Origin of the sequence: Saccharothrix sp. ALI-22-I (genome assembly GCF_001984175.1) — a bacterium.
Lineage (GTDB): Bacteria > Actinomycetota > Actinomycetes > Mycobacteriales > Pseudonocardiaceae > Actinosynnema.
In genome coordinates this window covers 168,603-182,209 of record NZ_MTQP01000059.1, presented here as the reverse complement: position 1 = coordinate 182,209, position 13,607 = coordinate 168,603, and the positions used below count along the sequence as shown (strand labels likewise).

Here is a 13,607-nt window from a genome sequence, read left to right as displayed (position 1 = left end):
CTCCCGCCAGAGGCCACGAAAGGTGAAAATCGACCGCGTGTCGCGCGATGCGCCAGTGATCAAGCTGATATTCAGCCCCGCTTGGCCCCCGCCAGGAAGGCTTCCATCGCCCGGCCGGTGAACCGGAGGACGGGACCAGAGGCGTTCTTGCTGTCCCGGACCCGGAACGCGTCAGCGGACGACGCCATCTCCACGCAGTTGCCACCCGCACCGTTGCTGCGGCTGCCCTTACGCCACTCCGACCACATAACGCGCTCCCAGGACGAGCTAGAGATCAGCGATCATCCTCTTGATGAACTCCGCCGACTCCCGCACGTCGAGAGCGGTGGCCCGGAGGTGATCCAACACCAGGCTATACCGCTCCAGGTCCGAAGCCTCGTCCAGATAGACACCGCCGGTCAGGTTGTCCACGTAGACGATGCTCGGGTAGCCCTGGAACCGCAGCAGCGAGAAGGCGGTCCCCATCGCCATGTGCAAACCCTTGTCGAACGGCAGTACTTGCACCACGACATTGGTCATGAGCGAGACCGCGAGCAACTGCTCCAGTTGACGCCGGTCCACCTTGCGATCGCCGGTGGTGCGGCGCAGCGCGGACTCATCCACGATCGCCCACACCGACAGCGAGCCATCGGTAACCCGGCGCTGCCTGGTCTGCCGCAGGGCAACCTTGCGCTGGACCACTTCATCCGGGACATCCGGCGAGTAGGCCCGCAGCACCATCGCCGCGTATTCCTCGGTTTGGAACAGCCCTGGGATGAGGTCGATCTCGAAGGTGTTGATCATCGTGGCCTCGGACTCCAGCACCACGAAGTCCGAGAACCAGTCGACCAAGCCATCGCCGAACACGTGCCAACGACCGCGCTGCTTCGCGATCCTCGCAAGCCTCTCCAGCCAAGCCAGGGTGTCGGCATCCGCGCCGTACAATTGCCCCAGCGCCCTGGCGTCCACTATGGACACACCGGTGCCGCCGGCCTCGATGCGACTGATCTTGGACTTCGAGAAGGCCAGCGCCTCGACCACGTCGTCGAAGTTCTTGCCGGCTTGCTCGCGGAGCTGGATCAGCGCCTTGGCCAGCAGTCGCCTCCGGATGCCCGGGCCGGTGTTGCCTTGCGTCATGACACGACCCTATCGGCAATATGCCCTCCCGAACGGGTGAACTTCGGGATATACCGATACGGCATATTGCAGATTGACTCGCGCTGGAGCACGGTAGAGGCATGAACTCCGACGCGCTGTCTCGCGCCTTCCACCTGCTGGACCAGGACATGCTCGGCTACCTCGACACGGTCGAACTGCTGACCAACGAGCACGAATCAGACGAGCAAACCGTTCTCGCCGTGGCCCGCACCGAAGTTCCCCGACTGGTCGCCGCACTCCGGGGCACCCTGATCAACCACTCCGCCGACGTCTTCGGTCTCTAGCCTGGGCTGCGCACCCACGTGGACCGACGGCCGGTACACCCGCACCCCGTGGCCGTGCCCCGTGATCGACGCGGCCCACACCTACCTGAAGGAACCGGACCGGGTCTTCGAGAACCTGGGTCACGCCCCGCGTTGACCGACCAGGCTCAGCACGGCCTCGGTGAACGCCTGCCCGCGATGGGCGTAGTCGCTGAACATGTCCATCGACGCCGCCGCCGGGGCCAACACCACCACGTCCCCGGGCTGCGCCATGGAACGCGCGGCGCGCACGGCATCGAGCATGGTCGTCTCGGTGACGTCGTCCAGCACCGCCACCGGCACCGACGGCGCGTGCCGGGCCAGCGCCGAAGCGATCACCTCGCGGTCCGCCCCGATCAACACCGCCCCACGCAACCGGTGCGCCTCACCGAGCACCAACTCGTCCACCGACGCACCCTTGAGCAGCCCACCGGCCACCCACACCACACTCTCGTGCGACCGCAACGACGCCGCCGCCGCATGGGGATTGGTGGCCTTGGAGTCGTTGACGTACGAAACCCCATCGGCCGTCGCCACCAGCACCGCCCGATGCGCACCCGGCCGGAACGCGCGCAAGCCCTGCGCCACCGCCGAAGCCGAAACGCCGTGCGCCCGGGCCAGAGCCGCCGCCGCCAACGCGTCGGCGATCCCCGGAGGCCCGCCGGGCTGGACATCCGCCACCGGCAGCAACACCGTGTCCGGCCCGAACGCCCGGTCCACCAACTGCCCCTCGTGGACGCCGAGCTGCCCCTCCTCGGGCGACCCCAGCGTGAACCCGACGTGCGCGGGCGAGGGCGAGGAGGTCAGGAGCTCGGCCACCACGGGGTCGTCCACCCCGCCGATCGCAACCTCGCCGGTCAGCACACCGGCCTTCGCCGACGCGTAAGCCTCGAACGTGCCGTGCCAGTCCAGGTGGTCCTCGGCCAGGTTCAGCAACACCCCGGCGAACGGCCGCACGGACGGCGACCAGTGCAGCTGGAAGCTCGACAGCTCCACCGCCAGCACGCGACGCCCGGCCAACAGCGCGTCCACCACGGGCAGCCCGACGTTGCCGCACGCCACCGCGTCGATACCGGCCGCACGCAGGATCGACTCCAGCATGCCGACCGTCGTGGTCTTGCCGTTCGTGCCGGTCACCGCGAGCCACGTCGGCGGGTCGGCCAGTTCGAGCCCCATCCGCCAGGCCAGTTCGACCTCGCCGATCACCTCGATCCCGGCCGCCGCGGCGGCTACCAGCAACGGGCTGGACGGACGCCAGCCGGGGCTGGTCACGACCAGTTCCGTCGCCGGAGGCGGCGTCACGAGACCGGGCACCAGCGTCACACCGGGCAGCAGCTGTTCCAGCGCGGCCAGACGATCCGCCGAACCGTCGGTCACGGTGACCACCGCGTCCGCCGCCAGCAACGCCTCCGCCGCCGAGCGGCCGGTCACCCCGGCACCGGCGACCAGGACGTGACGACCTGCGAGGAATCCCATGTCAGCTCTCGACCGCGGTCAGCCACTCGCTGTAGAACAGGCCGAGCCCGAGCATGCAGCACATGCCCGCGAGCAGCCAGAATCTGATGATCACCGTGGTTTCCGCCCACCCGGCGAGTTCGAAGTGGTGGTGGAACGGCGCCATGCGGAACAACCGCCGTCGCGACGTGCGGAAGACCGCGACCTGCAGCACCACCGACAGCGCCTCGACCACGAACAGACCGCCGATGACGACCATCAGCAGCTCGGTGCGGGTCGCGATGGACAGACCGGCAACCAGACCGCCCAGCGCCAGCGAGCCGGTGTCACCCATGAAGATCTTGGCGGGCGCGGCGTTCCACCACAGGAAACCGATGCAGCCGGCCATCGCGGCGGCGGCGACCACCGCCAGGTCCAGCGGGTCGCGCACGTCGTAGCAGCCGGCCACGAGCAGGTTGGAGCAGTTGTAGCGGAACTGCCAGAAGCTGATCACCACGTAGGTGCCGAGCACCATCGCGGACGTGCCGCCGGCCAGACCGTCCAGGCCGTCGGTCAGGTTCACCGCGTTCGACCAGGCGCTGATCGCGGCGTAGCAGAACACCACGAACCCGACGACGCCGAACGACACCACGGTGATGTCACGCACGAACGACAGGTTCACCGAGGCGGGGTTGAGCCCGTCCTTGTTCGGGAACTGCATGACCAGCACGGCGAAGATGATCGTGGCGAGGAACTGGCCGACGAGCTTCGCGGTCTTGTTCAGGCCCAGGTTGCGCTGCTTGCGGATCTTGATGAAGTCGTCCAGGAAGCCCACCACGCCGAGCGACGTGGTCAGCATCAGCACCAGCAGGCCGGACGCGCTGGGCGTCTGCTCGGACGCCGACGCCGACATGGAGTTGACCAGGTGCGCGCCGAGGTAGCCCGCCCACATCGCGACCAGGATCGCGACGCCACCCATGGTGGGCGTGCCGCGCTTGGTCTTGTGGCTCTGCGGTCCCTCTTCGCGGATCTCCTGGCCGAAACCCTGCCGGGAGAAGATCTTGATCAGGTACGGCGTCAGCATGATCGACGCGATCAGCGCGATGGCCGCCGCGATGAGGATGCTCTTCACTTGCTGACCGCCTCCAGGAGAGCCTCGGCAACCCGCCACAGGCCGTATGAGTTGGATGCCTTCACCAGGACGACGTCACCGGGCCGCACCTGGTCGCGCAGCAGCTCGACGGCCGCCGTCACGTCGGGCACCAAAATCGCTTCTTCTCCCCATGATCCTTCCAGGTGCGCCCCTTGGTGCATCGCCCGGGCGTCCTGACCGACCACGACCAGCTTGTTGATGTCCAAGCGGACCGCGAGCCGTCCGATCTCGTCGTGCGCGCGGATGGAATCCGCACCCAATTCGGCCATCGGACCGAGCACCGCCCAGCTGCGGCGGGCGGGCGTGGCGGCCCGGGAGATGGTGGCCAGCGACTTCAGTGCCGCTCGCACCGACTCCGGGTTGGCGTTGTACGCGTCGTTGACGATCGTCACACCGTCAGGACGTTCTGAGACCGCCATGCGATGCGCGGAGACTCGTTCGGCGTTGCCGAGGCTTTGGGCGATCTGCTCGGGCGTGGCGCCGAGTTCGAGGGCGATCGCGGCGGCGGTGAGGGCGTTGCCGACCTGGTGCGGGCCGTGGACGGCGAGCTTGACCTGCGCTTCGCCCTGCGGGGTGACCAGGGTGAAGCGGGCGCGGGCCTGCTCGTCCAGCTCGATGTCCTTCGCGCGGACGTGCGCGGTGCTGTTCTCGCCGGTCAGCACGACGCGCGCCTTGGTCCGGTCGGCCATGCCCGCGACCAGCGGGTCGTCGGCGTTCAGCACGGCGATGCCGTCCTCGGGCAGCGCCTCGACCAGCTCGCCCTTGGCCTGGGCGATGCCCTGCCGGGAGCCGAACTCGCCCACGTGCGCGCTGCCGACGTTGAGGACCGCGCCGACGCGCGGCGGGGCGACCCGGCACAGCTCGGCGATGTGCCCGACTCCGCGTGCGCTCAGCTCCAGCACCAGAAAACGGGTGTTCTCGTCGGCGCGCAGGGCCGTCCACGGGTGGCCCAGTTCGTTGTTGAACGAGCCGGGCGGCGCGATGGTCGGGCCGAGCGGGGCGAGCACCTCCGCGATGAGGTCCTTGGTGGACGTCTTGCCGGACGAGCCGGTCACGCCGATGACGGTCAGGTTCTCCAGCCGGTCGGTGACGTGGCGGGCGAGTTTGGCCAGCGCCGCCAGCACCGCCGCGCCCACGCCGTCCGTGTCGCCGGACAGGACGTAGGCGTTGCCGCCGTCCGTCCCGCCCGAAAGCTTGTCGACCGGCGGCGCGATGACGGCGGGCGCGTCGACCTCCCGGCCCGCCAGCACGCCGACCGCGCCACTCGCCACGGCCCGGGCGGCGAAGTCGTGGCCGTCGACCCGTTCACCGGGCAGTGCCAGGAACAGGCCGCCGGGCGTGAGCTTGCGGGTGTCGAACTCGACGCTGCCGGTGACCACCTCGGCACCGGTGGCGTTGTGCAGCCTGCCGCCGACCACTTCGGCGATCTCGGCCAGGCTCAGCTCGATCACCGCGAGGCTCCTCTGATGGCTTCGGTCAGTGCGTCCACGTCGGAGAACGGGTGCACCACGCCCGCGATCTCCTGGCCGGTCTCGTGGCCCTTGCCCGCGACGACGACGACGTCGCCGGTGCGCGCGAGGGACACCGCGTGCTCGATGGCACGGCGGCGGTCGCCGATCTCCACCACCTCGCCGCGTTCGTCGTCCGGCACGGCCAGCGCGCCGCCCAGCATCGCGGCCCGGATCTCCGCCGGGTCCTCGCTGCGCGGGTTGTCGTCGGTGACGACCAGGACGTCGCTGCGCCGTGCGGCTTCCTCGCCCATGAGGGGCCGCTTGCCCCGGTCCCGGTCCCCGCCGCAGCCCAGGACGGTGATGATCCGGCCGGTGGCACGGGCGCGGACCGCGTCGAGGGCGAGGGCGACGGCGACGGGCTTGTGCGAGTAGTCCACCACGGCGGTGAAGTCCTGGCCCTCGTCGACACGCTGCATGCGTCCGGGGACTTGGACGTTCCTCAGGCCTTCGCGGATGGCTTCGTGCGGGATTTGCCGGGTGTGCAGGCAGGCGATGGCGAGCAGGGCGTTGGCGACGTTGAAGTCACCGGGGATGCGGAGTTCGACGTCGATCGTGACGCCGTCCGGGCCGTGCGCGGTGAAGGTCTGCTCACCGGTGGCGGACACGGTGACGTCGGCGGCCGTCCAGTCGGCGGGCTTGGTCGTGGCCACCGTGACCGTGTGGTCCTTGACCAGGCGGGGACCCCACTCGCCGTCCACGCAGACCACCTCGGTGCGGGCCCGGCCGTCGAACAGCTCGGCCTTGGTCCGGAAGTAGTCCTCCATGTCGGGGTGGAAGTCCAGGTGGTCCTGGGAGAGGTTGGTGAACGCGCCGATCGCGAACCCCACGCCGCCGACGCGGCCCAGGCGCAGCGCGTGGCTGGAGACCTCCATGGTGACGTCCGTGGTGCCGCATTCGAGCATCACGGCCAGCAGGGCTTGCAGGTCAGGGGCTTCGGGGGTGGTGAGGGCGCTGTCCAGCCGGTTGCCGCCGACCCGCGTCTCGACCGTGCCGATGAGCCCGGTGCGGCGACCGGCCGCGCGGAGCACCGACTCGATCATGTAGCTCGTGGTGGTCTTGCCGGACGTCCCGGTCACCCCCCACACGTTCAGCTTGGTCGAGGGGTCGCCGTAGACGTGGGAGGCGAGTCGGCCGAGCACTCCGCGTGGGTCCGGGTGCACCAGCACCGGCACACCGTGGACCTTCTCGGCCCCCTGCGCGTCGGTCAGCACGGCCACCGCGCCGTTCTCGACGGCCTGGGCGGCGAAGTCGGCCCCGTGCACCCGCGTGCCCGGAAGTGCGGCGAAGAGGTCACCGGGCCGGACGTGCTGGGCGCGCAACGTCACGCCGCCGACCTGGACGTGTGCCCGGTCGGGGGCGGTCAGGTGCGCGTCGATGGTCGTGGCGAGCTCGGCCACGGCGACGGGCTGGGTGCGGGAAGGGCGAGGCGGAGCGGTCGCGACCTTGCCCTCTAGCTTGGCAGGCACGCGCGGAAGGCTACCGGCGCACGGAGAGTGTTCGCCCGGCACGTCCACTCGGGACCGGTTTTACCTACCGCGGCGCGGTCCACAGCCGGCAGAGTCGGGCACATGGCGGCCAGACCACCTGAGGATTCACCGGAATCCTGGGGAGAAGACGAGCTACTGCGGCGCGGCGAAGCCGCGCGCGTTGCGAAGGCCCAGCCGCCGACCAAGGATCGGGTAGCAGCCGCGGAAGCCGCACTGCACGCGTTGACCGAGCCCGTGAAGCAGGTGCGCGAGGCCGCGAGACAACAGGCGCACGACGAGTGGGTCCGGAATCAGCCGAGGCCGACGTCACCCCGGCTGGTGCCGGATCGGGTGCTGGAGTGGGGAGGCGGCCGACTGCGCCGCCGGACGAAACAACACCGGTGGGACGAGGGGTTGCTGGAATCCTGCCGACAGGCCGCCGAAAAGGCGGTGCGGGAGTACCGCGAACAGTTCCGGCTGACCCACGGCGTCGACCCGGAAGACCTCGTCAAAGATGCCCGGCGAAAACTCCACCTCCTGTGGGACGAGGAGAACGAGTTCAAACACGCCGCCGACATGGTGATGAGGGAGGTGAGCCGGCGCCTGCACTGGGAGTGGAAGTGGGACGTCGACCAGATCGCCGAACGCCTGCACAGGACGTACGACGAGGTCCGACGCGACGTGGAGATCCCCGACCCGCACCGCCGTTCGCGCGCGCACGGCAGCAGGGGCGGCAGCGACGACGGCAGCCGGTACTACGGGTTCGGCGATGAAACCGGACCGAGATTCTCAGAAGGAGGCGGGGGCGGAGGAAGCGGAGAGTGATGGATTCCGGAAAACCGTCGTGTTATCGCAGGGGCGCTGGATTGAACCGCACCGCGTGAAAGACATCCCGCGACGGTAGCGCGATCGTCAGCGCACGAGAGGCACAACGGGGCTTTGCTCGGCCGACAGAGGCACCTGGTAGCGCTGCGACAGGTACGACGCGATGTCGTGGAACAGCGGCGCGGCGGACTGGAGGCCGTTCGCGGTCGGGTTGTCGAGCATGATGCCGACCACGAACCTGGGGTTGTCGGCGGGCAGGATGCCGGCGAACGTGATCCAGTACTCCGAGCTGCTGTAGCACTTGCACTTCGGGTCGATCTGCTGCGCCGTCCCGGTCTTCCCGCTGATCTGGTACCCCGGCAGCGCCGCCGGCGTGCCCGTCCCGCTCTGTCCCGGCGCGCTCTGCACCACCGCGCGGAACATGTCACGCACCGTCTTGGCCGTCTGCGGCGACACGACCCGCACGCTCTCCGGCTGCTCCGCTTCCTTGCGGCTGCCGTCGGCCGACACCTCGGCCCGCACGATGCGCGGCGGGATGCGCACGCCGTCGTTCGCGATCGCCTGGTACATCCCGGTCATCTGGAGCAACGTCATGTTCAGGCCCTGGCCGATCGGCAGGTTGCCGAACGTCGAACCGGACCACTGGTTGAGCGGCGGCACATATCCCGGCTCCTCGCCGGGCAGACCGGACTGGGTGCGCTTGCCGAGACCGAACTTCGCCAGCATGTCGGCGTACCGGTCCTGCCCGATCTTCTGCGCCGTCATCAGCGTGCCCACGTTGGACGACTTCGCGAACACGCCGGTGAACGTCATGTCCAGCGGGCCGTGCGCCCACCAGTCGCTGATCACCCGGTCGGCGACCTTGATGCTGCCGTCGACCTCCAGCACGCTGTCCGGCTGGTAAATACCGTCCTCGACGGCCGTCGCCGCGGTCACGATCTTGTTCACCGAACCGGGCTCGAACACCGAGGTGACCGCGATGTTGCGCAACTGGTCCTCGGTGTACTTGCCGAAGTCGTTCGGGTCGAACGTCTTGTCGTTGGCCATCGCCAGGATCTCGCCGGTCCGGGTGTCGAGCACCACCGCGGACCCGCTGCGCGCCGCCGACCTGGTCGTGTAGTCGGTGACCATGCGCTGCACCGCGTACTGCGTGTCCACGTCCAGCGTCAGTTCGAGGCTCTTGCCGGGTGTGGCGGCGGCCAGTTCCTGCGACCGGCCCGGTCCCGGGATGACGACGTTGTCGTTGCCCTGCATGGTGTCCACGACCCGCCGCCCGTTGCGGCCGGCGAGCAGGTTGTCCTGCGCGATCTCCAACCCCAGCAGGCCGTGCGTCGCGGGGGGCTGCTGGTCCTCGCGCCAGTTCGCCGCGCCGATGATGTTCGACGCCAGCTCGCCGTTCGGGTACACCCGGACGGCCCGGTACTCGGAGCCGATGTCGTAGTACTTGTCCGTGATGACGGCGGCCTTGCCCGGGTCGACGTCGTCGACCAACTTGATGTACGTGGTGTCCTGGGAGAGCTTGGCGAGCATGGTGTCCCGGTCGGTCTTCTGCCCGGCGACCTCCTTGCCCAGCGTCTGTTCGATGAACGCCGCGATGTCCGCGATGCGGTCCTCGAAGCTGCCGATGTCCGGGTCGGCCTCCAGCGCCGCCGCCCAGTCCTTGCGCATCTTCTGGGGCACGGCGTAGAGCGCGCGCGCCTCCACGCTGAACGCCAGCTGGTTGCCGTTGCGGTCCAGGATCGAGCCGCGCGCCGCCGGGATGTCGATCTTGGTGGCGCGCTGCTGCTGGGCCTGCGCGGACAGGGCCTCCGCCTGGAAGCCCTGGACCTGCACCAACTTGACGCCCGCGGCGAGCAGCGCGCCGACCAGCAGCAGCCGGCCGACCGTGAGGCGGACCCGGCTGTTGCCGCCGCGCCGTCGCTTGGGGGCGGGCCCCCGGACGGACAACGGGCGTCGCACGGGCCTGCCCCGGCTGGGCCCCGGCATCACTGACCTCCTGGTACCGGCTGTTCCGTGACCTGCTGTCCGCCCTGACCCGACGGCTGGCCCGACTGCGCGGTCTGGCCTTGGGCGGTCTGGCCTTGGGCGGGCGGTGTCGTCTGCTGTTGGGTCTGCGGCGCGGCGGAAGGCGTGGTGGACGGCGTGGGCGGCTGGACGGCCGACGGCTTCCCGTACACCTCGACCGACCCGTCCGGCAGCTGCCGCAACCGCGCCGGGTCGCCGGCCGGGACCAACCCGAGCTTCGCCGCGGCCTCGGCCAGCTCCAGCGGCGACTCGGCCAGCGCGACCTCCTGCCGCAGCTGCTCGACCTGCCGGGCGAGCCGGGTCTCCTCGGCCCGCGCGTCCTGCAGCCGGTACGAGTCCGCGGTGGCCTGGGTCGACAGCCACATGATCGCCGCGATGCCCGCGCCGAGCACGACCATCACCATCACCACGAACGGCGCCTTGGGCGCCACCACGGGCTGACGGGTCACCGCCGGACCGCGTGACGCCGAAGCCCGCTGCGCACGCCGCGCGTAGGCCCGCTCCGCCGCGGGCGACCGGCGGCGTTCCGCCGGCACGGCCTTCAGCGCGCGTTCACGGGGCTTGGCGGGCCTGGCCGGGGACGGCACACCGCCGCCGGTCCGTGCCGGTGCGGTCATGTCGCCTCCCGGATGCGTTCCGCCGCCCTCAACCGCACCGAGGCGGCCCTGGGGTTCTCCTCGATCTCCTGCTCGTTCGCCTGCTCCGCGCCCCTGGTCACCAGCTTCAGCTGGGGGCCGTGGCCGGGCAGTTCGACCGGCAGGTCCTGCGGCGACGTGGACGTGGCCAGCGCGGTGAACGCCCGCTTGACCATCCGGTCCTCCAGGGACTGGTAGGCCTCCACGACGATCCGCCCGCCGACGGCCAGCACCGACAGCGCGGCCGGCAACGCCGACCGCAGTGACTCCAGCTCCTCGTTCACCTCGATGCGCAACGCCTGGAACGTCCGCTTCGCCGGGTGACCACCCGTGCGCCGCGTCGCGGCCGGCACCACGTCGTAGAGCAGCTCCACCAGCCGACCGCTGGTGGTGAACGGCTCGCGCTCCCGTTCCCGCACCACGGCGCCGGCGATCTTGCGGGCGAACCGCTCCTCGCCGTAGTCGCGCAGGATGCGGGTCAGGTCCTCGACCGCGTAGGTGTTCAGCACGTCGGCCGCCGTCATCCCGGTGCCCGCGCTCATCCGCATGTCCAGCGGCGCGTCCTTGGAGTAGGCGAACCCGCGGTCCTCGGCGTCCAGTTGCAGCGAGGACACCCCGAGGTCCATCAGAATCCCGTCGACCTTCGCGCCACCGACCGCCGACGCGATCCCGTCATAGGTGGTCTGGACGAATTCCACGCGGTCGCCGAACGGCGCCAACCGCTCCCGCGACAGCTCGATGGCCTGCGGATCGCGGTCCAGGCCGATCAACCGCACCTTGGGGTGTGCCCGGAGCACCGCCTCGGAGTGCCCGCCCAGGCCGAGCGTGCAGTCCACGAACACGGCGTCCCGATCGGCCAACGCCGGGGCCAGCAGGTCCAGGACGCGGTCGAGCAGCACCGGCACGTGCCGCGCTCGCTCCACCACGCCCCCTCCCTGGATGGTCCCCCCTCAACACGATGAAGAAATTCTGGCAAGACAAGAAATTCGGGTGTCGTCAGGTCCCCGCCCGCCCGTCGGACCTGGCGCCGGGGAAGGTGCGCCAGGGCCGATAGCCGAGCGGACCGAGGCCTCACGGCACCCGAAACCTCGAAACAACGGCCTGTCTAGAAGACGCCGGGCAGCACCTCCTCGCGGGCCGTCGCGTAGCTGTCCTCGTGCTCGTCGAGGTAGCTCTGCCACGCCTGCGCGTCCCAGATCTCCAGCCGGTTGATCGCGCCGATGACCACGCACTCCTTGGTCAGCCCCGCGTAACGGCGCAGTTCCGGTGCGATCGACACCCGACCCTGGCCGTCCGGCCGCTGCTCGTCGGTCCCCGCGAACAGGTAGCGCTGGTAGGCGCGGACGGCCTCGTTGGTGAAAGGAGCGTCCGCCACCTTGCGCGCCATCTGTTCGAACTCGGCCCGAGGGAACACGTAGAGGCAGTGGTCCTGGCCCTTGGTGACCATGAGACCCCCCGCTAGCGCGTCCCGGAACTTCGCAGGCAGCGTCAGTCGGCCCTTGTCGTCCAGCCTCGGGTAGTGAGTGCCCAGGAACACGGCGCCCACCTCCCGATGCCGGAACGGACTTCCGACCGGCAGTGGAGCCCCCGTCTGCCCCACCGGCCGCCACAGTACCCCACTTTTCACCACAGTCAACGCTGAAACGGGTGGTTGCAAGCCCTGTGCCGGAGCGTTTATGCAGGTAGAGCGAAGATGTCCGGGGTGGAGCGTGGTGGGGGACGCCGGCCGTGACCACCTCCGCGGGTGAGCTGATCCGGCCCGAACTCCACCCGGATGGCCCAGTGAAATCGGTCAAAAACGGTTCGACCACGGCCCTGGTGGGGAATGGTGGTGGGGCGGGGGTTGAACCGGTCGGGCCTACGGGCCGTGGCACCCACGAGTACGAAACTGTTCAATCGGTGTAGGGCGCTTCGCCCTGGTTTGACACACTGCGTGCAACGCTCACCGCCACCGCGAACCGGTCGCGGTAGGGCCGCGCCCTGCTCCAGGAGGTCGAGTGACTCCGAGTACCCAACCAGCCGCGCTGCCAGAACACTCCTACGGAGGCAACGGCGCGCCTGTGGTCAACAACCCTGCGCAGGTGAACAACAACGTGAACCTCGCGCCGGGCCGGCCCGAGGACGGACTCGCGGAACTGCACGCCACGGTCGGCCGGATCGCCGCCAACGTCGAGAAGGTCATCGTCGGCAAGCCCGACGTGGTCCGCGTCGCCCTGGTCACCCTGCTGGCCGAGGGCCACCTGCTGGTCGAGGACGTGCCGGGCGTCGGCAAGACGTCGCTGGCCAAGGCGCTGGCCCGGTCGATCGACTGCACGGTCAGCCGCATCCAGTTCACGCCCGACCTGCTGCCCAGCGACATCACCGGCGTGTCGATCTACAACCGGCAGGACAACGACTTCGAGTTCCGCCCCGGCCCGGTGTTCGCCAACATCGTGGTCGGCGACGAGATCAACCGCGCCTCGCCGAAGACCCAGTCGGCGTTGCTGGAGTGCATGGAAGAGCACCAGGTCACCGTCGACGGGCAGACCTACCCGCTCGGCGCGCCGTTCATGGTGATCGCCACGCAGAACCCGATCGAGATGGAGGGCACCTACGCCCTGCCCGAGGCCCAGCGCGACCGCTTCACCGCGCGGGTCTCCATCGGGTACCCGGACCCGGCGGCCGAGCTGGCGATGGTGGACGAGCACGCGGGCCACGACCCGATGGCGGACCTGCGCCCGGTGTCCGACGCCGAGCAGGTGCTCAGGCTCGTGCAGGTGGTGCGGCGGGTGCACCTGTCGCCGGAGATCCGCCGGTACGCGGTCGAGCTCGTCGGCGCCACCCGTCGGCTGGCCGAGCTGCGGCTGGGCGCGTCGCCGCGTTCGACGTTGCAGCTGGTGCGGTCGGCCCGGGCGCAGGCCGCGTTGGCGGGCCGCGACTTCGTGGTGCCCGACGACATCCACGCGGTGGCCGTGCCGGTGCTGGCGCACCGCCTGGTGCTGACCGCGGAGGCGCAGGCGGCCCGCCGGTCGTCCGCCGACCTGGTGCGCAACCTGCTGCAGCGGGTGCCGGTGCCGCAGGCGGCGCTCGACCCGACCGGGCAGTTCCTGCACAACATCAACCCGAACAACCACCGCTGA

13 protein-coding genes are annotated in these 13,607 nt (G+C 69.9%); 3 read left to right on the top strand and 10 right to left on the bottom strand.

The genetic code is table 11. The annotated features are described in order from the left end of the window. Window positions 1-71 precede the first annotated feature (71 nt). Entirely contained in the window at window positions 72-248 is a 177-nt protein-coding gene (locus ALI22I_RS19230; protein WP_077006892.1) for a DUF397 domain-containing protein, read from the bottom strand. A 19-nt stretch (window positions 249-267) separates the two neighbouring features. Continuing rightward, a complete protein-coding gene (locus ALI22I_RS19225) occupies window positions 268-1,116 on the bottom strand; it encodes a helix-turn-helix domain-containing protein (protein WP_077006891.1) in 849 nt (282 codons plus the stop codon). Window positions 1,117-1,217: 101 nt separating this feature from the next. On the opposite strand from ALI22I_RS19225, the gene ALI22I_RS19220 reads away from it, so the two are divergent. Next, window positions 1,218-1,421 (top strand): hypothetical protein, encoded by a 204-nt coding sequence (locus ALI22I_RS19220; protein WP_077006890.1) that lies wholly within the window; start codon window positions 1,218-1,220, stop codon window positions 1,419-1,421. Window positions 1,422-1,541: 120 nt separating this feature from the next. Here the strand turns inward: ALI22I_RS19220 and murD are convergent, their stop codons facing one another. Genes murD through ALI22I_RS19200 form a run of 4 tightly spaced genes read right to left on the bottom strand, consistent with a single transcriptional unit; the run spans window position 1,542 to window position 7,003 of the window. Continuing rightward, window positions 1,542-2,915 (bottom strand): UDP-N-acetylmuramoyl-L-alanine--D-glutamate ligase, encoded by a 1,374-nt coding sequence (murD, locus tag ALI22I_RS19215; RefSeq protein WP_077006889.1) that lies wholly within the window; start codon window positions 2,913-2,915, stop codon window positions 1,542-1,544. Between the two features lies 1 nt (window position 2,916). Beyond that, entirely contained in the window at window positions 2,917-4,005 is a 1,089-nt protein-coding gene (gene mraY / locus ALI22I_RS19210) for a phospho-N-acetylmuramoyl-pentapeptide-transferase (protein WP_077006888.1), read from the bottom strand. Next, window positions 4,002-5,477, bottom strand: a complete 1,476-nt coding sequence (locus ALI22I_RS19205; RefSeq protein ID WP_077006887.1) for a UDP-N-acetylmuramoyl-tripeptide--D-alanyl-D-alanine ligase — start codon at window positions 5,475-5,477, stop codon at window positions 4,002-4,004. The genes mraY and ALI22I_RS19205 overlap by 4 nt, the downstream gene beginning before the upstream one ends. Next, the gene (locus ALI22I_RS19200; protein WP_077006886.1) at window positions 5,474-7,003 is read right to left on the bottom strand and encodes a UDP-N-acetylmuramoyl-L-alanyl-D-glutamate--2,6-diaminopimelate ligase; all 1,530 of its coding nucleotides are present in this window, start codon (window positions 7,001-7,003) and stop codon (window positions 5,474-5,476) included. Before ALI22I_RS19200 ends, ALI22I_RS19205 begins: the two co-directional genes overlap by 4 nt. Window positions 7,004-7,105: 102 nt before the next feature. Here ALI22I_RS19200 and ALI22I_RS19195 point away from each other — a divergent pair, with 102 nt between their 5' ends. Beyond that, complete coding sequence (locus tag ALI22I_RS19195; protein WP_179118276.1) at window positions 7,106-7,828, top strand: hypothetical protein; 723 nt, start codon at window positions 7,106-7,108, stop codon at window positions 7,826-7,828. A gap of 87 nt (window positions 7,829-7,915) precedes the next feature. Here the strand turns inward: ALI22I_RS19195 and ALI22I_RS19190 are convergent, their stop codons facing one another. The 4 genes from ALI22I_RS19190 to mraZ form a co-directional block, all read right to left on the bottom strand. Beyond that, window positions 7,916-9,814 carry a peptidoglycan D,D-transpeptidase FtsI family protein gene (locus ALI22I_RS19190; protein ID WP_077006884.1) on the bottom strand — a complete coding sequence of 633 codons (1,899 nt, stop codon included), beginning with the start codon at window positions 9,812-9,814 and terminating at the stop codon, window positions 7,916-7,918. Beyond that, window positions 9,814-10,470: a hypothetical protein gene (locus tag ALI22I_RS19185; RefSeq protein ID WP_179118275.1), complete on the bottom strand. Its 657-nt coding sequence runs from the start codon at window positions 10,468-10,470 to the stop codon at window positions 9,814-9,816. The genes ALI22I_RS19190 and ALI22I_RS19185 overlap by 1 nt, the downstream gene beginning before the upstream one ends. Further along, window positions 10,467-11,414, bottom strand: coding sequence for a 16S rRNA (cytosine(1402)-N(4))-methyltransferase RsmH (gene rsmH, locus ALI22I_RS19180; RefSeq protein WP_077006883.1), 948 nt, complete (start codon window positions 11,412-11,414; stop codon window positions 10,467-10,469). The genes ALI22I_RS19185 and rsmH overlap by 4 nt, the downstream gene beginning before the upstream one ends. A gap of 179 nt (window positions 11,415-11,593) precedes the next feature. Continuing rightward, entirely contained in the window at window positions 11,594-12,025 is a 432-nt protein-coding gene (mraZ, locus tag ALI22I_RS19175) for a division/cell wall cluster transcriptional repressor MraZ (protein ID WP_033437747.1), read from the bottom strand. A 544-nt stretch (window positions 12,026-12,569) separates the two neighbouring features. On the opposite strand from mraZ, the gene ALI22I_RS19170 reads away from it, so the two are divergent. Then, a complete protein-coding gene (locus ALI22I_RS19170) occupies window positions 12,570-13,607 on the top strand; it encodes an AAA family ATPase (RefSeq protein WP_443216946.1) in 1,038 nt (345 codons plus the stop codon).

Excerpts from the sequence above, each read along its gene's own strand:
- ALI22I_RS19230 (WP_077006892.1), bottom strand. The coding sequence starts at position 248 with ATGTGGTCGGAGTGGCGTAAGGGCAGCCGCAGCAACGGTGCGGGTGGC.
- ALI22I_RS19225 (WP_077006891.1), bottom strand. The coding sequence starts at position 1,116 with ATGACGCAAGGCAACACCGGCCCGGGCATCCGGAGGCGACTGCTGGCC.
- ALI22I_RS19220 (WP_077006890.1), top strand. The coding sequence starts at position 1,218 with ATGAACTCCGACGCGCTGTCTCGCGCCTTCCACCTGCTGGACCAGGAC.
- murD (WP_077006889.1), bottom strand. The coding sequence starts at position 2,915 with ATGGGATTCCTCGCAGGTCGTCACGTCCTGGTCGCCGGTGCCGGGGTG.
- ALI22I_RS19195 (WP_179118276.1), top strand. The coding sequence starts at position 7,106 with ATGGCGGCCAGACCACCTGAGGATTCACCGGAATCCTGGGGAGAAGAC.
- ALI22I_RS19190 (WP_077006884.1), bottom strand. The coding sequence starts at position 9,814 with ATGCCGGGGCCCAGCCGGGGCAGGCCCGTGCGACGCCCGTTGTCCGTC.
- ALI22I_RS19185 (WP_179118275.1), bottom strand. The coding sequence starts at position 10,470 with ATGACCGCACCGGCACGGACCGGCGGCGGTGTGCCGTCCCCGGCCAGG.